The following is a 16,552-nucleotide window of genomic DNA, read 5'->3' on the forward strand; positions in this document are numbered from 1 at the left end:
CCCTGACGACACGTTCCGCAAAGAGTGTTCCCCCGCTGACGGCGATGAAAACTCAGACCAACACGCGTTCGAGGTCGACGACAGTTCCGCTGTCGGCGTCGGGATCGCCGGTCATCGTCCCGAGACAGACCGCACTCCCGTCGGGCGTGTAGCAGGCGACGAGCGCGCCGTCGTCCGCATCGTCGGCGTCGATCACTCCCGGCGCGTACACCGGCGCACCGGTGGCGACCTGCCGGGCCGCCGAGGGGGCGATCTCGACGCGTGGGAGGTGGGTCAGCGCACGCTCGGCGGGCTGGACAATCTCCCGCAGGGATCCCTCGTCGCCCTCGCGGGCGAATTTGAGGGCGTCGACGAACGTCTGGAGGTTCACCAGCGAGGTGTCGTCGAAGGGGTCGGTCGCTGTGCGGCGGAGGTGGCCCATGTGTGCGCCCGTGCCGAGGGCCAACCCGAGGTCGTGACAGAGTTTGCGGACGTAGGTCCCGCTTTCACACTGGATCCGGATGAGGGCTTGGCGCTCGCTTTGATCGAGCAGTTCCAGTTCGTGGATCTCCCGGACGCGGAGCCGTCGGCTCACAGCGCTCTTCCGGGGCGGTTTCTGGTAGAGCGGGGCCTCGAACTCCGCGAGCACCGATTCGAGGTTCGTGGGCGCGGGGCCGTGGAGTTCGAGCACGGCGACGTACTCCTTGCGGCCTTCGAGGAACACCTGCGCCATCCGTGTGGCCTCGCCCAGCAGCATCGGGAGACACCCCGTGACTTTGGGGTCGAGGGTGCCGGCGTGGGCCGCGCGGTCGACGGTCGGCCCCTCGGGAGCCAGATCGGTCGCGGCGTCGGCCGCCAGATCCCGGACCCAGCCGGCGACCTGATGGGCCGAGGGGCCGGCGGGCTTGTCGAGGTTGACGACGCCGAAGGCGAGCAGTTCGGCGGCCGAGCGATCCTCGGGCGGGGCGCGGAGGGGGTCAGTCATCGTCCCGTGTCATTAGAACTCGTAGACGACGTCTTCGACGGGTGCTTTCCCCTCGTCGACGGCGGGATCGTAGGCCTCGACGGCGGTCGCCAAGACGTGCTGCATCGATTCGGGCCCCCACCGGGCCGTGTTGAACGTCAGATCGTATATCGTGAGATCGGCGATCTCGATGTTGTAGTACTCCTCGTACCGAAGTGACTCGCTGTCCTCACGGCGCGAGGTCTCCCGCCGGGCGACGTCGACCGGTTTCCCTTCGCGGTCGGCAATCCGCTCGGCGCGGACCTCTTGGGGGGCGTCGAGCCAGATCTTGATGTCGGCGTGGTCGGCCGCCAGCCACCCTGCAAGACGGGACTCCAGCAACACGTCGTCGCGGTCGACGGCGATATCGCGGAGCCGGCGGTCGAGATCCCGGTCGATCTGGTCGTCCTCCTCGGCCAACTCGTTGAACTCGACGGGCGAGAGCCCACGCTCGGCGGCCAACTCCCGGAAGATGTCGCCGCCGCTGACGTGGTCGAGATCGAACCGATCGGCCAGCGCCGCGGCATTGGTGCTCTTGCCGCTGCCGGGCGGCCCAGAGACGGTAAGTAACATACCCACTCTCTCGGGGTCCGGCTAAAAGAGATTGTCCTTCCGTCCGACTGTGGGCTGGGCTCCCGTCGCATACCGCACGGGAGTCGACGAAGAGATCAGGAGAGCTGGGCGGCGATATCGGCCTCGGTGATGATCCCGACGGTGCTGCCGCCCTCGGTGACCATCACCGCCTTGTAGTGTTCCAGCAGGTTCCGTATCTCGTCGACGGTCGCGTCGGTCGCTACCGTCGGGAACGACTCGCTCATCACCTCGCTGACCGGGTGGTCGCTGACGTCCTCGCCGGCCCGAACCACGTCGCCCTGACTGATCGAGCCGACCGGAATCCCGTTCTGCAACACCGCCAACTGCGAGTAGGCCTCGGCCTCCATCGTCTCGACGGCCTCCCGGACCGAGTCGTCGGGCGCGACGCTGACGACCGACTCGTGCATCAGATCCGCCGCCCGCACTACCTCGCCTTCGGCCTCGTCTAAGGCGTTGACGATCCGCCGGAGCGTCGACAGCCGGGGGTCGACGTCGCCGCCCTCGATCCGGGCGATCAGCGGCTGGGAGACGCCCGCGGCCTCCGCGAGCGAACTCTGGGTCAACCCGAGGGCGGTCCGCCGCTCCCTGAGATCCTGTGGCGTCGGCAGTTCCATACCGGCAATAACTCAGGGTTATTTGAAAAGCTTTCGTCGGGCGCGCGGATTACTCGGCGTCGTCTTCTTCGGTCTCGACGACGTCGATCACCGACAGCGGGACGTCACGGAGCGCGCCGCCGACCTCGCTTTTGGCGATCCGGGAGGCGTGCTCGACGCTGTCGGCGTTGAAGATGTCGATCTCCAACAACAGCCCGACGAGGGCTGTGTCGGCGGCGATAAACGCCGAGTCGAACGGCTCGCCGCAGGCCGGACAGCCGGTGACGCCGACCTCGACGTCGACGTACTCCTTGCCCTCCTGATTGAGCCGCTTGCCCGCCGAACTGACCGCGACCCCGATCGCATCGTCGACGTCCTCGACATCACGAACCAACCACGCCGCCTCCATCGCAACGAGATAGTTACTCATTACCCGACCGACGGGCCGGAGGGTTTCGTGTCTTGTGGTTCAGCCGCGCCGATCGTAGGTGCCGTGGCACCACCCGCCACAAATAGGCGCAAGGCAGCGGCTGGATTCTCATAAGTTATGACAATCTCTCCGATTGGCCACCCTGTTTACCGCCCACGCTACCGTCGACACCCACCCCATTTGGATTCGATCCAACTACAGTTTAATCGCATGACAGCGCCGGGTTCGTCGGTTCCGCCGTCGGAGAAGGTTTATATACTACTACACGAGCAGGAGAGGTACGGATATGATCGAATCGGTTACGCGGCTCACCGTGTTCGCCCTGTACCAGTTTACCGTCCTGCTCGGGATCCTCCTGCTGCCGGTCGCGCTTGCGGCCCGCCGGATCGGAATCACCCTGCCGGTCGACGACCTCATCGAGCGGCTGGATTCGGCCTACGACCGAACGGCTGCCTAACAGTCCACCAATTACTATACTGCTGGTCGCCCTACAAGGGGTATGAAACTCCGGACGCTGTTCGGCTCGGCGATCGCCGGGCTCGGTGGGATCGTCGCGGTCAACCGCCGGCTACGGTCGACGGCCGACCTCCCGCCGGCCCTCGACGGTCGCCAAGAGACCTTCCGATGGCGTGGCCTCGACGTCGCCTACACCGAAGCCGGCGACGCCGAGGCCCCCGATCTCGTCTTGCTCCACGGCATCAACGCCGCCGGTTCCAGCGGCGAGTTCCGCGAGATTTTCGACGCACTGGCCGACGACTACCACGTCATCGCCCCCGATCTCCCCGGCTTCGGCCGGTCGGATCGCCCGCCGCTGTCTTACTCGTCGACCCTCTATACGGAGTTCGTCGACGACTTCCTCGCGGAGTTCGATTCGCCCGCGGTCGTCGCCTCCTCGCTGACCGCCGCCTACACGCTGGGCGCGCTTACCGAGGCGGGGGCCGACCACGCCGTCAGCGACCTCCTCCTCATCTGTCCGACCGCCATCGGTGGCCCCCAGCCGCCGAAGGGGTGGCTCCGGGAGTTGATTCGGGCTCCCGTTGTCGGCGAGGCTTTCTTCAACCTCATCGCCTCGAAACCCTCGATCCGATACTTCAACGCCGACCACGGCTACTACGATCCGACCAACGTGACCGAAGAGTGGCAGGACTACGAGTGGGAGACTGCCCACCAGCCGAACGCCCGGTTCGCCCCGGCGTCGTTCATCAGTGGCTACCTCAACAGCGACGTCGACCTCGCCGACGCCATCCGGAGCCTCGAGGCCCCCACGACGATCCTCTGGGGCCGGGATGCCGACATCACACCGCTGTCGGACGGTCGGGAGTTGGCCGACGAAGCCGACGCGACGCTGGTCGTCTTCGACCGGGCACTCCTCCTCCCGCACGTCGAGTTTCCCGCGGAGTTCCTTGAGGTGGTCAACGACCGGCTCGACGCCGATGCGACCACCGAACGGCCCGCCGACTGATCAGGCCGGCCGGAAGACCACGAGTCGGTCGTCGGTCGTCTCGCGCGTTTCGACAGTGACACCGACCTCGTCGCCGACAGCGACCGATTCGGGGTCGACTCCGCGGACGATCCCGGTAACTGCGACCGGCCCGAAGTCGGCAACTGCACTGACGTAGGGCGTATCGTCGTCGAACTTCGTCGCCCCGACGTGGACGACCGTGTAGGTCTCGATCGAACCGGTCTCCGGGAGTGGCTCCCGTGAGAGGTCGGTCGACCCCGAGTGCGGACAGACCCGCCGCGGCGGCAGCGAGCCGTGACCCTCGGGCGACCGGAGGTAGAACCCCTCACCCGCGTCGATGGCGTCGAGCCACTCGTCGTAGGTCACCGCCTCGTCGCGGATATGGTGTGTCATCGGTCCACCTCCAGTACGTGGACGACCGCACTTGCGACGGTGCCACCCGCATTGTGGGCGACACCGACGGTGGCGTCGTCGACGGCATCGCTGTTGGGGTGATCCCCGCGCAGCAGCCGGGTGATCTCGGCGATCTGACTCCCGCCGGTCGCGCCGACCGGGTGGCCCTTCGCCTTCAATCCACCCGAGAGGTTGATCGGTGTCTCGCCGTCGGCGGTCGTCCGGCCCTCGCGGGCCGCCGCGATCCCCTCACCCGGCTCGAAGAGCCCGAGCCCCTCGATTGCGAGGACTTCGGCGATAGTAAAGCAGTCGTGGACCTCCGCGAAGTCGACGTCGGCGGCGGTGATTCCGGCCTCGTCGTAGGCCTCGGCGGCGGCGATTTCGGTGGCCGGCGTCTGGGCCATCTGCTCGCGATCCTGCAGCGCGAGGTTGTCGCCGCCCTGTCCGCTGCCGGTGATCGAGACGGGAGCCTCGATATCGTTAGTCGCCGCATACTCTTCGGAGACCAACAGCACGGCGCTCGCGCCGTCGGTGATCGGGCAGGCGTCGTAGAGATGCAGTGGCGTAGCGACCGGCGGACTGTCGAGGGCCTTTTCCAGGCTGATTTCAGTCTGGTACTGGGCGAACTCGTTGTCGACGGCGTTGGCGTGGTTCTTGACCGCGATGTGCGCGAGATCCGCCCGATCCCCGCCGAACCGCTCGAAGTACGCTCGTGCCATCAGGGCGTAGGCGCTCGGGAAGGTGACGCCGGCCCGTACCTCGTAGAGTTCGTCGGCCGCGATCGCCAGCGCCGCAGTTACCCGGCCGGTGTCGAGCGTGGTCATCCGCTCCATCCCGCCGGCCAACACGACGTCGGCCTCCCCCGAGCGGATCGTCCGAACCGCCTCCCGAACCGCGACGCCGGCGGAGGCACAGGCCTCCTCGTAGCGCGTGGCCGGACACGAGAGGCCGGCGGCCTCGGCCATCAGCGGGGCTTGGTGGCCCTGTTCCTCGGCGAGTGCGCCCATGAAGTTGCCGTAGTTGAGCTGGTCGACCGCCGCCCGGTCGACGTCGGCGTCCTCGAAGGCCGCCAGTGCGGCCGACGCGAACAACTCACGTCCGGCGCGGTCGCCGTGGGCACCGAAGGGGGTCAGCCCGACGCCGGCTACTCGGACAGATGTCATACCGGCCCGTCGTACCGGACGGTGTAAAACCTTGGCTCAGGCCCGCTCACCGGTCGGCTCGTCTGACAACTCGCCCGACCGGTCGACGAAAGTGCCGGCCCAATTGAGGAAAGTAGATGAATGCTACCGACACGGTAGTTAGCGAATACCCACACGTAGCCTACGATATCACCCACGTAGTCTACAACTACCAACCGGTAGGCGGTGGCTACCCGGCGATCAGCCGATGTAGCGGAGTTCGTCGTCGGGCAGCACCTGCTGTTGCTGTTGGGACTGCATCTCTTGGATCTTGCCGACGACCTCCTCCATCTCTTCGGCGCGGTCCTCCAGGGAGCCGACGTCGACCTCGAAGCCAAGGACCTCCTGTAAGACGTCGAGGACCGCCTTGGCGCTCTTGGGGTCGACGAGGTAGCCGCTGGTCTCGCCCATCAGGCAGGTAGCATCGAGGCCGCGGCGCTCGCCGAGGCCCAGAAGCAGGCCGCTGACGCCGACGATCCCGCCGGCTGGCTCGTCGCTGCGGAACTCGACGTCTGCGGCTTCGAGCGGCGGTTTCAGATCGGCGTCGGTCACCGCTCCCAGCACGGTGTACTCCTCGACGAGTTCGCCGGTGGGGACCCCACCCAGCGCGTAGGCGTGGTCGACGTCGAAGGAGTCGGCGACATCGAGGAACGCCGAGGTCAGCGTGTAGTGGCCAGCGTTGGTCGAAGCCTGATGGTCGCCGGTCAACACCAACAGATCCGCGGCGTCATCCGGCGTCTCGATGGCGTGGAACGCGGCGGCGGTGAGGTCGGTGACGCCCGCGTCGTCGACAGTCACTTGTGGGGGAAACTCGGCGGCGTACACCCGGCGTACGAGTTCGCTGTCGAACTCCTCGACGAGGTGTTCGGCGACGAGTTTGCCGATGTGGCCGACGCCCGGCAGGCCTTCGATGAGTACCGGATCGGAGAGCGAACGCTCCGCAACGTGTTCGATATCGATCTCGTCCATGCCCCTACTCGCGAGCGCGCCGCTTAAGAGCCCGTCGGTACTCCCCGTAGGGATCTTCGGGGCTGAAGGGGGCTGGCGCGCTGTTTTCTGTCGGTCCGCCGCAATCGGGGCAGGTCTCGCCGAGGCTGTAGACCGGCCGGTCGTGTTCCGACGCCCACGCCGCACAGACGCGGATGTCGGATTTCATCTACTCGTCGTCTTCGCGGCGCTCGCGGTGGTAGTCGCCGGCCCCGCCGGCGGATTCGATGGCGGCCGTCGCGCGGTCGGCGCTGGCTTCGAGTTCCTTTTCGGCCGTCTTGTAGTCGGGGGCCCGGACCTTGATCCGGTACTCCGGCGAGCCGACGTAGGACACCGACAGCTCGATCTCCGGTGGGATCTCGCCGTTGCCCTCGGCGGCCTTCAGTGCCTCCTTGACCGCGTCGACGCCGTCGCCGGCCGGACACTCCAGATCGACGTAGCCGGTGACGTTGACGTAGGGCACCGAGACGTTCTCGCGGGCGGTCTCGACGATCGCCTCGATCTCGTCGTCGTCGAGGTCGGTCTCGTCGAGGGCCTCCTCGCCGTGGATCGCCGCCTCCTCGAAGGCGTCGTACAGCGAGTCGTACTCAGCGAGCAGGCCGTTGGCGACCGCGCTGTAGGTCTCGTCGTCGACGTCCTCGCCGAGGGCGAGCAGCATCCAGTTGTCGGCCTTCTGCTCGTTTTTCCACTCCTGGATCGTCTCCTTCCGCTGGTGTTCGTTGACGTCCTTGATCGAGAGATCGATCTGCTCGGAGCCCTCCTTGACGTCGAGGACTTTGGCGACGACCGTCTGTCCCTCGCGGACGTGGTCGCGGACGTTCTTGATCCAGCCGGAGGCGACCTCGCTGATGTGGGCGAGCCCGCGTTTGTTTTCGTACTCTTCGAGGTCGACGAAGACGCCGAAGTCGGTGATCTCGTCGACTTTGCCGACGACGAGGTCACCCGGTTCGGGCCAGCCACTGTATTGCATGGTGTATCGGGTCCGTTATCGCGCTTCGACAGTTTCGACGATCTCGTGGTCGATCTCGGCCATCCCGCCGGTCGGGACCGCGAGGGTGGTACCGCAGACCGCACAGGAGACGGTCGTCGCGGCCTTGCCGAAGACGATCTGTTCGTTCTCGCAGTCGCCACATTTCACGCGGACGTAGGTTCCTGCCATTGTTACTCCTGGAAAGTGAGTCGGCCGGCGCGCCATCCCTCGCGCATGTGGGCCTTGCCGCAGTCGCTGCACCGGTAGGTGAGGTTGGTCTTCTTGGTGGGTTTGTCGCCACCGGGCACCTTCGAGAACTTCCCGCTGTTGCCGATGGTCGAGGTCTGGCGTTTGCGCTGACGGTCTTGGACCTTCTTCATCCCGGTCGAGCGACCGGTGCGGACCTTCTCGACTTCGTGTTCGTGGTGGGCGTCACAGTGCGGACAGTACGTATTCATTCGGCGTGGCATTTCCATAGTGAGATCTACCTTGGCGGTGGTTTGGCACCGGCCGTTAAAACCCGTTTGGTTCGAGCCGCCCGCAGGACCCCGATTTCGTGGGATCTCCTCCCATACACCGACCGCGTCGACGCTCCCGCTTGTCGGTTGGCGAAGCTCCCACCTGTTGTCGGCTGACAAGTGTCGAATGTCGAAGCCGTTAAGCCTCGACCGGTCGAATCGCGAGTATGCAGCAGCTCATCGTCAACGGGGACCCCGGTATCCGTAAGGGCGCGATCATCAACTACGATGGGGAAGAGCAGGTCTGCTTCGGCATCCAGCGACAGGGCGACTGGCACGGCCCCGACGAGGTCCAGCTGTGGTGTACCATCGGCACCGAGGACGAACACGAAACCTACGAAAAACGCGAGTACGTCCCCCACTGGCTGGAGGTCGACACGATCGACGCCGACGCCCTCGACGTCGTCAAGGCCCGCAGCAAACTCTCGGTCTGATCCGGGTTTCAGTCACCGCTGGACGCCCCTTTTACGGTAACACTCCGCGTCAGAACACCGCCGTCAGTACGGCCAGCGACAGGCTACTGCCGATTACCAGCGACAGCAGGACGACGCCGATCGGTCGCAGGCCGGTGTTCCGGAGCTTCCCCAGATGGATCTCGCTCCCGAGGCCGACGAAGGCCACGCTGAACAGCCAGCTGTAGGTGGTGTCGATCGCCGCGAGCTGTGTCGGCGAAAACAGACTGAGGCTCGCAAAGACGGCGAGTGCGAGGAATCCGAATATGAACGTCGGGAACTCCTCCCAGAGCGTCCGCGCCGAGAGTCGACCGTCGGCTTCCGTCCGCGCGTAGGCGGCTGCGTAGGCGACCACGACGACCCCGATCAACGCGTTTCGGGCGAGCTTCGTCAGCGTCGCCCACTGTCCGGCCACCTCCGAGTAACTCACACCCACGGCGACGACCGGTCCCGTCGAGAACATGCTCACACCGGTCCAGATGCCGAAGACGACATCCGAGAGCCCGAGCAGTTCGCCGGCGATCGGGTAGACGACGAGCGTCACCGCATCGAACAGCAGGACCGTCGCCGCCGCATAGGCGATCTGGTCTTCCCGCCCACGAACAGCGCCGCCAACCGCGACGACCGCCGAGACCCCACAGATCCCAGCGCCCGCCGCGAGCAGCGAGCCGAGCTTGTCGTCGAGACCGAACACACGCCGTGAGAGCAACTCGACAACACCGATGGTGAGCCCAGCCACCGCTACCACGACCAGCAGGACAGCGACACCGGCCTCACGAATCGTCCCGAGCGTGAGCGACGCACCCATCAGCACGATGCCGCCGGCGAGCCAGAGGTTGTGTGTCCCGAGACCCGGTTCGTAGCGGTCCGGCACACCGGGGCCGTTTACCAGTACGGCTCCGATCCCGATTGCCACAAGCAGCGAGGGAACGCCGGTGACCCTCGCGATTGCTCGCGAGAGTATCGCGCCACCACAGAGCACCGCAACACCGGGTAATAGTCGTGTGAGCCGCATTACGTCCCCACGGTACGTCCCGACGCCAGTGGTTCGACACCACTGCGTTGTCGGTCACGACAGGAACTCCCCGGGTGTGACCGGTCGACAACAGCACGATACCCCCAGTGATCGGTCGACATCTATCTCGGTGCACACACGGCGGTCGTAACTGGGTATCGGTTCCGCCGTCGACGCGCGAGAACGCGCGTTCGTGGGAGGCTGTGACTCGGTCGAAACTGCCATACTGCGGTTGAATCATAACCCTTAACCGTAGCTGCGGCATTCGATTTGGTAGCGGGATGGGATAGCCAGGAGATTCCGCCGGGCTCATAACCCGGAGATCGGTAGTTCAAATCTACTTCCCGCTACTCTAACAGGTCAGTTTTAGTGGTACTCTGTCTCTTGCGGCAGTTACACGCATATCCGAGACATTCGTCGGGCCGAGTAGAAGCGCATTTTCCGATCACTCGATTTCAGAACTCGTAGTTCGACTTCGAGCCCAGATCGTCCTTCGCGGTCTCGATCTCGCCGGTGCCGACGAACTCGTAGTCGTCGTCGACCAGATACACGTCGCCGTCCTCGACCCCGACCTCGATCTCGTTCAAAAACGCCCCTTCACACGGGCCGAAGGTGCAGCGGCCGCTGTCGGCCTCGAAGTACGCGCCGTGGTTCGTACAGATCACCTCGCCGTCGCGCATCTCCGCGCCCGATCCCTTGTCGAGTTTGATGTGGGTGAAGTGCTGGCAGTAGTTGAGCCAACTGACGACGCCCTCGTCGTCGTGAAGCAAAATCGCCTCCTTCTCCTCGTCGCCGTCGACCGGCCGCACGCGGAACAGGAAGGTCGTCTCCTCGGGCACATCGTCGACCGACACGATCCGGCTCGCGGAATGCATTGTCGGTGACTGTCGACTGTGAGCCTTTAACGATACGTTTTCCAACAGCTGGCCGCCGGCTGCTGTCGATTATTATACCACAACTGGTAAGAGGGTAAAAAAGAGGTACGACAGCCCAAGCGCCACCGTCGGGCCGATGATCCACATCGAGAGGTATTTGGCGATCGCCCGGGGCCGAAACAGCTCCCCGGCGTCCAGCGTCGACTGCTGTTCGCGTTCGCCGATCTCCCGAACTGGCGCGTCGGGTTCGGCAGTCAGCGCTCCGGTGGCGATCTCGGCGTCGACCTCCCCGCGGATCGCCTCGCCGACGGTGATCGGCCGGGTCGCCCGCCCCCAGCCGAGGCCGACGATGGTCATCACCATCCCCATCACGAGGCTGATCGGGATGCCGATCGACGAGAGGAACGTGGTGATCGTCGCCGCGACGAACATGACGATCAGCGCCGCCAACAGCGGGATGTCGCTGAGTTCGGTGCCGACCGACTGCATGGTCCGCCGGGCGATGGTGAAGCCGCCGACCCCGATGGCAACTGTCGCCAGCAGGATGGCGCGGTTCGCATCGAGCGCGCCGCTGCTGACCAGCGGGGCGACCGCGTTCGGGACGTTGCTCGCGCCCGCGCTAAAGGACATATAACACCCGATAGCGAGGACAGCGAGCGTGCTGACCAGCTCGCGGCCGGTCGTGTTCGGCCCGAGCGAGAGTGTCGGGCGTAGGCCGCGTCGACCCACCGAAAGGAGCGGACCGGGAGTCGTACTCACGTCGATCTGAGCGTCGAGGCCCGGATAGAAGTAGCGGCCGATGATCCCGCCGATCCAGAAGCCGATGACAGGGGTGACGAACCACCACGAGACGATCTCGCCCATCGTCGCGTAGTTGAGCGTGTCGGTCGCCAACCCGAGGCCGGCGATCGCACTGACGGTGGTCATTGATGTGGGGATCGGGACGCCGAAGACGTTGGCGATCAGGATGCCGAGGCCGATGAAAAACAGGACGGCGACCCCTGCCGGGAGCGAGATCTCGATGGTGATGATGTCGCCGCTGAGTGTCTCGATGACGTTGCGGCCGACCGTCCAGCCGCCGAGAAAGACGAACCCGACCATCAGCCCGGCGGCGGTCACCTTGCGGAGGACGCCCGCGCCGACCGCCGGCCCCCACGCGATACCGGTAGAGGAGCCACCGATATTGAACCCGACGAACAGCGAGGCGAGCACCCCCGCGGTCAGCACCGTGACGACCATACACTCACGGACGACGACAAGCCGCAAGTAGCTAGCGGTCGTCTCGTGGCCTGTGGGTCGACTCACTCGTAGGAGTCGGCTTCGACCCGCAGGTCGAACAGTCGCGACAGCAGCGTCGTCACCGGTCCGGCAGCCGTCCCGGTCGACCCCTCACTCTCTTCGTCACCGATCGAGAGCCCGTCGACGGTCTCGACGGGCCGAAGCTCCCACGTCGAATTGGTGAGAAACACCTCGTCGGCACTGCGGATCTCTGCGGGCGTGTACTGGCCCTCCTCGACCGGAATCCCCTCCTCGCGGGCGAGTTCGAGCACCACCCTGCGGGTGATTCCCGGGAGGACGGGTCCGTCGAGGCTCGGTGTCCGCAAGGCGTTGTCCCGGACGAAAAACAGGTTGCTCGTCGCGCCCTCGGTGACGTGGCCGTCGGCGTCGACCATCATGGCCTCGTCGGCCCCCGTGACGCGGAGTTCGAGTCGGGCGAGGATGCCGTTGAGGTAGTTGTGGGTCTTCGCGCGGGCGGGGATCGACGCGTCGGGAACGCGCTTGGTTTTGACCGTCTGGAGCGTCGCCGGCCCATCCCAGACCGGCTGGCTCCCCTGCCCACCCCGTGGTAGTTCGCTAACGATGACGACGACCGTGGGGTCGACCTCGGTATCGGGCGTCAGTTTGCCGGGCTGGACACCACGGGTGATCGACAGCCGGACGTAGGCCTCCCGAAGCTCGTTGGCCGCGAGCGTCTCGTCGACGCGCTGCCGAAGGCCACCCGCCGAGAGACCATGATTCAGCCCGAGTACGTCGCAGGTCTCAGCGAGCCGGTCCATGTGGGCATCCCACTCGAAAACCTCGCCACCGTAGGCCCGCATCGTCTCGAAGGCCGCGTCGCCGTACAGAAAGCCGCGATCACGGACGTTGACCGTCGCCTCGTCGGCCGCTACGAGGTCGCCGTCGACATGATATAACAGCTCCTCAGTCATCGTCGACCGCCTCACACAACTGGACGAAGTTTTCGACCATCCGCTTGCCGTCGTCGGTCAGGATGCTTTCGGGGTGGAACTGGACGCCGAACTGCGGTTTCCTGCGGTGGCGAACCCCCATCACGACCGCGCGGTCGTCGGTCGTGTGGGCGGTCTCGACCAGTTCGTCGGGAAGATCGGCGCGGTCGACACACAGCGAGTGGTACCGACCGACCCGAAGGCGCTCCGGGAGGCCCTCGAAGAGTCCCTCGCTGTCGTGGCTGATTTCCGAGGGTTTGCCGTGGACCACATCGGGTGCGTGACCCACGGGCGCACCGAGGGCCGCACACAGTGCCTGATGGCCGAGACAGACCCCGAATATCGGCCGGTCCAGATCGAAGACGTCCATCGAAACACCGGCCGACTGCGGGGTGCCGGGCCCCGGCGAGAGGACGATCCCGTCGGGGTCGAGCGCGCGGATCGCCGCGAGGTCGACCGCGTCGTTACGCCGGACAGCGACCTCGCCGGCGAACTCGCCGACGTACTGGACGAGATTGTAGACGAACGAATCGTAGTTGTCGACCACCAGCATTCGGGGGCCGCCGTCGGCGAGTCTGTCGACGATCCTCTCGATAGCCGACGCCGACTCGGTGGCGGTCATTCGGCGGCCTCCTCGATCGTCAGCCGGCCGGCTTCGAGGGCTTCGTCGATGGCGGTGATCAGCGCCCGCCCCTTGGCCATCGTTTCGTCGAACTCGGCGTCGGGGTCCGAATCGTCGACGATTCCCGCGCCGACGCGGAGCCGATACCGGTCGTCGTGCCGCGTTAGCGTCCGAATAACGATATTGAGTGTCGCTCGGCCGTCGAAGCCGAACACGCCGATGCTGCCGGTGTAGGGGCCGCGCTGGGTCGGCTCCAGTTCGTCGATGATCTCCATCGTCCGCGGCTTGGGCGCGCCGGTGATCGTCCCGCCGGGGAAGACGGCGGCGATGGCGTCGGCCAGCGACCGGTCCGCTCGGAGCCGTCCCTCGACCACCGAGACGAGATGCATCACTTCCGAGTAGCGGTCGACCCGCCGGTACTCGCTTACCCCGACGCTACCGAACTCGCTTACCTTCCCGAGATCGTTCCGTTCGAGGTCGACCAACATCGCGTGTTCGGCCCGTTCCTTGTCGTCGCTGCGGAGTTCGGCCTCGAAGGCGTCGTCGGCCTCGGGGGTACGGCCACGAGGCCGCGTTCCGGCGATGGGCTCGGTCACCAGTCGATCCCCCTCGCGTTCGAGGAGGAGTTCGGGGCTGGCGCTGACGAGGTCGACGCCCGCCCAGCGATCGTCTCCGCGCCCGGAGAACTCCACCAGACCGGCGTACGGCGCGGGGTTGACCCGCCGGAGGGCGTCGTAGGCTTCGACCGGGTGGACGGCCGCCGGGGCGGTCAGACACTGCGAGAGGTTCGTCTGAAACGTGTCGCCGTCGCGGATGTACGCCTGTATTTGTCGGACTCGGTCGGCGAACGCCGCCCGCCCGCACTCGCTTTCGAACGTGGCTTCGGTCGCCTCGACCGGTGGTTCGCCCACCTCGGGATCGCCCTCGACGGCGGCCGTTGCGAGCGATCGCGCCCGGTCGACCGCCCGATCGTAGATCGCATCGAGGGCGGTCTCGTCGGCCAGCGCTTCCGCCGGCAGTTTCGGACAGCAGGTTACGTGGAGCGTCACCGGCTCGTCGTGCGGTTCTCGCCACGCGGCCACGCGGTCGAAGACGCCTACCTGGAGCCGGGGGAGCCCCCGGTCGTCTGCGGCCTCGCCGGGCAGCGTTTCGAGTTCGTGGGCGATGTCGTAGGCCAGCCAACCGAACGTGCCACATGGATAGGGGACCGAACAGGGGCCGCGGTGCAGCCTCTCGTCGGCCAACAGGCCGTCGAGAGCCGCCAGCGACGGGGAGCTACGCCGGTAGTCTCCCGCTCGATCGGGTTCGCGGTCGGCGAGGACCGCCTCGGCCGAGACAGTGAGCCGGTCGACCGGCTCGGTGGCGAAATATCCCCAGCCGGACTGGCCGCCGGTGGTTTCGAGAAAGACGCCGCCCGGGCCGTCGCGCGCACGCCGATAGCACATAAACGGGTCCCGAACCTCGGTGCGGAGCTCGACTGGGACGCGCCCACCCGGCGGCGCGTCGGCCGCCACCGACCGGAAGGTGGCCCGATCGGTGACGAGAGTCGGGGTTGGCATATTCGACCGGAGTCGCCGGCCGGGCCTAACAGTTTCGCGTCCTACTGGTCGTTGGCGCGCTCGATCCAGTCGGCGACACGCTTCGGTGAGACGTCGATCGTCTCGCCGACGGTTTCGGCGTCGGCCGCTGCGAGCGCGTCGACCGATTCGATCCCCGCCTCGCCAAGTCGGTCGGCGTAGGCCGGGCCGATCCCTTTGATCATCTCAACGGGCTCTCCCGTCGGTTCGTCGGCGTCCGATTCGTCGTCTTCGTCACCGTCCTCGCTGTCGGCGGCCGACTCCTCGGCGTCGGCACTACCGGTCGGCGGTCCGGCCGCCTCCCCCGGCTCGGCGGCCCCCTCGGCACCGGCTTCGGCGTCGGTCAGCGACTCCGTGGAGGCGGTCGCGTCGGTGCCGGCGGCAACCGACTCGTCGGCGTCGGTCGACGGTTCGGCCTCGTCGATGACCGCGCCGACATCGCGGTCCTCTCCGTCGTCTTCGTCGGTCGGTGGAGCGGTTGCTTCGCTCGGTTCGGCTGCCTGCTCGGGGTCCTCCGAAGCGTCGGTCATCGACCCGGTGGAGGCGGTCGCGTCGGTGCCGGCAGCGACCGGCTCCTCGTCAGCCGCCGGCTCGGAGGCGGCTTCCGTGTCGGCCTCGCGTTCGACCGTGACGGACGTCTCCGACCGCCGGTCTCCCTCATCGCGGCCACCCCCGATCCCGAGAATCGACTTCAATTTGTTTAGCAGGGCCATTAGGTGTAGCTACATGACGACTGTATTTAAACGTTACAAGCGACCTATCGGCTCCCGTCGACGGTAGTCACAGCCTACTCGGCGTTGAGAGCCGCCCGGAGCGCGTCGTTCATGGCGTCGACCGGCGCATTCCGGCCGGTCCACTGCTCGAATGCCTCGACGCCCTGATACAGCAGCATCCACGCGCCGTCGATCGTCCGTGCGCCGACCTCGCTGGCCGCTCTGAGCAGTCGGGTCTCGATCGGACTGTAGACCGCATCGAGCACCGTGAGATCCTCGTGGAGCAGCTCGGCGGGCACCGGCGTCTCGTCGGACTCCATGCCGACGCTCGTCGTGTTGACGAGCACCGACGCGTCGCCGATCTGGGAGTCGAGGGTTTCGAGGCTCCCGCCGGAGGCACTCGACAGCTCCGAGGCGAGCCCGATCGCCCGGTCGACGGTGCGGTTGGCGATGTGGATCTCCGCACCGGCGTCGGTCAACGCGAACGCGGCGGCGCGTCCTGCTCCGCCGGCCCCGACGACGACTGCCGACCGGCCCTCGAGGTCGACGTCGTGGTGGTCGAACGCCCGTTTGACCCCGGCGGCATCGGTGTTGTAGCCGCGTGGTGGGCCGTCCTCGCGGAAGTCGACGGTGTTGACCGCCCCGATTTCGGCGGCGAGCTCGTCGGCGTCGACGATCGCCGCGACGTCCTCTTTGAACGGGATCGTGACGTTGAGCCCCTCGATCCCCAGCGTCTCGGCCCCGACGAACGCCTGCCGGATCTCGTTGACCGCCGGCTCGAAGGCGACATACGAGGCATCCATCCCGAGTTCGTCGTAGGCCGCCTCGTGCATCGGCGGCGACACCGAGTGGCCGACCGGGTTGCCGACCAGTCCGTACACATCCATACGTGGTTGTTATACGGCCCATTCTTAAATACTCCCAGTCGAATCGCGCCGCCAAACGGTGGCGTTTTGCGGG

At 66.3% G+C, this 16,552-nt stretch carries 22 protein-coding genes and 1 tRNA gene; 4 read left to right on the forward strand and 19 right to left on the reverse strand.

Going from position 1 to position 16,552, the window contains the following annotated elements; translation table 11 throughout:
* Window positions 1-52 precede the first annotated feature (52 nt).
* From NKJ34_RS09405 to NKJ34_RS09420, 4 genes are all read right to left on the reverse strand, one after another.
* The gene (locus NKJ34_RS09405; RefSeq protein ID WP_253738035.1) at window positions 53-964 is read right to left on the reverse strand and encodes an RNA-guided pseudouridylation complex pseudouridine synthase subunit Cbf5; all 912 of its coding nucleotides are present in this window, start codon (window positions 962-964) and stop codon (window positions 53-55) included.
* Between the two features lie 12 nt (window positions 965-976).
* Window positions 977-1,555, reverse strand: coding sequence for a (d)CMP kinase (gene cmk, locus NKJ34_RS09410; protein WP_253738036.1), 579 nt, complete (start codon window positions 1,553-1,555; stop codon window positions 977-979).
* A 95-nt stretch (window positions 1,556-1,650) separates the two neighbouring features.
* The gene (locus tag NKJ34_RS09415) at window positions 1,651-2,190 is read right to left on the reverse strand and encodes a CBS domain-containing protein (protein WP_253738037.1); all 540 of its coding nucleotides are present in this window, start codon (window positions 2,188-2,190) and stop codon (window positions 1,651-1,653) included.
* Window positions 2,191-2,239: 49 nt separating this feature from the next.
* A complete protein-coding gene (locus NKJ34_RS09420) occupies window positions 2,240-2,599 on the reverse strand; it encodes a DUF555 domain-containing protein (RefSeq protein ID WP_253738038.1) in 360 nt (119 codons plus the stop codon).
* Between the two features lie 286 nt (window positions 2,600-2,885).
* Here NKJ34_RS09420 and NKJ34_RS09425 point away from each other — a divergent pair, with 286 nt between their 5' ends.
* On the forward strand, window positions 2,886-3,056 hold the full coding sequence (locus NKJ34_RS09425; RefSeq protein WP_253738039.1) for a hypothetical protein: 171 nt from the start codon (window positions 2,886-2,888) through the stop codon (window positions 3,054-3,056).
* A gap of 42 nt (window positions 3,057-3,098) precedes the next feature.
* Window positions 3,099-4,061, forward strand: a complete 963-nt coding sequence (locus tag NKJ34_RS09430; RefSeq protein ID WP_253738040.1) for an alpha/beta fold hydrolase — start codon at window positions 3,099-3,101, stop codon at window positions 4,059-4,061.
* Here the strand turns inward: NKJ34_RS09430 and NKJ34_RS09435 are convergent, their stop codons facing one another.
* From NKJ34_RS09435 to NKJ34_RS09465, 7 genes are all read right to left on the reverse strand, one after another.
* Window positions 4,062-4,454, reverse strand: a complete 393-nt coding sequence (locus NKJ34_RS09435; RefSeq protein ID WP_253738041.1) for a Zn-ribbon domain-containing OB-fold protein — start codon at window positions 4,452-4,454, stop codon at window positions 4,062-4,064.
* Window positions 4,451-5,617, reverse strand: coding sequence for a thiolase domain-containing protein (locus NKJ34_RS09440; protein WP_253738042.1), 1,167 nt, complete (start codon window positions 5,615-5,617; stop codon window positions 4,451-4,453). The genes NKJ34_RS09435 and NKJ34_RS09440 overlap by 4 nt, the downstream gene beginning before the upstream one ends.
* Window positions 5,618-5,836: 219 nt before the next feature.
* The gene (locus NKJ34_RS09445) at window positions 5,837-6,604 is read right to left on the reverse strand and encodes a proteasome assembly chaperone family protein (protein WP_253738043.1); all 768 of its coding nucleotides are present in this window, start codon (window positions 6,602-6,604) and stop codon (window positions 5,837-5,839) included.
* Window positions 6,605-6,608: 4 nt separating this feature from the next.
* Window positions 6,609-6,791: an RNA-protein complex protein Nop10 gene (locus NKJ34_RS09450; protein WP_253738044.1), complete on the reverse strand. Its 183-nt coding sequence runs from the start codon at window positions 6,789-6,791 to the stop codon at window positions 6,609-6,611.
* On the reverse strand, window positions 6,792-7,592 hold the full coding sequence (locus NKJ34_RS09455) for a translation initiation factor IF-2 subunit alpha (RefSeq protein ID WP_253738045.1): 801 nt from the start codon (window positions 7,590-7,592) through the stop codon (window positions 6,792-6,794). It abuts the gene before it with no gap.
* Window positions 7,593-7,607: 15 nt separating this feature from the next.
* Complete coding sequence (locus NKJ34_RS09460; protein ID WP_253738046.1) at window positions 7,608-7,781, reverse strand: 30S ribosomal protein S27e; 174 nt, start codon at window positions 7,779-7,781, stop codon at window positions 7,608-7,610.
* 2 nt (window positions 7,782-7,783) lie between these two features.
* Window positions 7,784-8,068, reverse strand: a complete 285-nt coding sequence (locus NKJ34_RS09465) for a 50S ribosomal protein L44e (RefSeq protein WP_253738047.1) — start codon at window positions 8,066-8,068, stop codon at window positions 7,784-7,786.
* 209 nt (window positions 8,069-8,277) lie between these two features.
* On the opposite strand from NKJ34_RS09465, the gene NKJ34_RS09470 reads away from it, so the two are divergent.
* On the forward strand, window positions 8,278-8,544 hold the full coding sequence (locus tag NKJ34_RS09470) for an HAH_0734 family protein (RefSeq protein ID WP_253738048.1): 267 nt from the start codon (window positions 8,278-8,280) through the stop codon (window positions 8,542-8,544).
* A 49-nt stretch (window positions 8,545-8,593) separates the two neighbouring features.
* Here NKJ34_RS09470 and NKJ34_RS09475 read toward each other — a convergent pair whose 3' ends face one another.
* Window positions 8,594-9,577: a YeiH family protein gene (locus NKJ34_RS09475; protein WP_253738049.1), complete on the reverse strand. Its 984-nt coding sequence runs from the start codon at window positions 9,575-9,577 to the stop codon at window positions 8,594-8,596.
* A gap of 275 nt (window positions 9,578-9,852) precedes the next feature.
* On the opposite strand from NKJ34_RS09475, the gene NKJ34_RS09480 reads away from it, so the two are divergent.
* Window positions 9,853-9,927: transfer RNA gene (locus tag NKJ34_RS09480), tRNA-Met, on the forward strand.
* Between the two features lie 105 nt (window positions 9,928-10,032).
* On the opposite strand, the gene NKJ34_RS09485 is transcribed toward NKJ34_RS09480, so the two are convergent.
* From NKJ34_RS09485 to NKJ34_RS09515, 7 genes are all read right to left on the reverse strand, one after another.
* Window positions 10,033-10,452: a Rieske (2Fe-2S) protein gene (locus NKJ34_RS09485; RefSeq protein ID WP_253738050.1), complete on the reverse strand. Its 420-nt coding sequence runs from the start codon at window positions 10,450-10,452 to the stop codon at window positions 10,033-10,035.
* A gap of 72 nt (window positions 10,453-10,524) precedes the next feature.
* The gene (locus tag NKJ34_RS09490; protein WP_253738125.1) at window positions 10,525-11,691 is read right to left on the reverse strand and encodes an inorganic phosphate transporter; all 1,167 of its coding nucleotides are present in this window, start codon (window positions 11,689-11,691) and stop codon (window positions 10,525-10,527) included.
* A gap of 62 nt (window positions 11,692-11,753) precedes the next feature.
* Entirely contained in the window at window positions 11,754-12,662 is a 909-nt protein-coding gene (locus NKJ34_RS09495; protein ID WP_253738051.1) for an aminotransferase class IV, read from the reverse strand.
* The gene (locus NKJ34_RS09500; protein WP_303647406.1) at window positions 12,655-13,302 is read right to left on the reverse strand and encodes an anthranilate synthase component II; all 648 of its coding nucleotides are present in this window, start codon (window positions 13,300-13,302) and stop codon (window positions 12,655-12,657) included. Before NKJ34_RS09500 ends, NKJ34_RS09495 begins: the two co-directional genes overlap by 8 nt.
* Window positions 13,299-14,861, reverse strand: a complete 1,563-nt coding sequence (locus tag NKJ34_RS09505; RefSeq protein WP_253738052.1) for an anthranilate synthase component I family protein — start codon at window positions 14,859-14,861, stop codon at window positions 13,299-13,301. Before NKJ34_RS09505 ends, NKJ34_RS09500 begins: the two co-directional genes overlap by 4 nt.
* Window positions 14,862-14,902: 41 nt before the next feature.
* Window positions 14,903-15,592 (reverse strand): helix-hairpin-helix domain-containing protein, encoded by a 690-nt coding sequence (locus tag NKJ34_RS09510; RefSeq protein ID WP_253738053.1) that lies wholly within the window; start codon window positions 15,590-15,592, stop codon window positions 14,903-14,905.
* Window positions 15,593-15,666: 74 nt separating this feature from the next.
* Complete coding sequence (locus NKJ34_RS09515) at window positions 15,667-16,479, reverse strand: shikimate dehydrogenase (protein ID WP_253738054.1); 813 nt, start codon at window positions 16,477-16,479, stop codon at window positions 15,667-15,669.
* Between the last annotated feature and the right edge of the window lie 73 nt (window positions 16,480-16,552).

The organism is Halohasta salina (genome assembly GCF_024178165.1).
GTDB classification, from domain to species: Archaea; Halobacteriota; Halobacteria; order Halobacteriales; family Haloferacaceae; genus Halohasta; species Halohasta salina.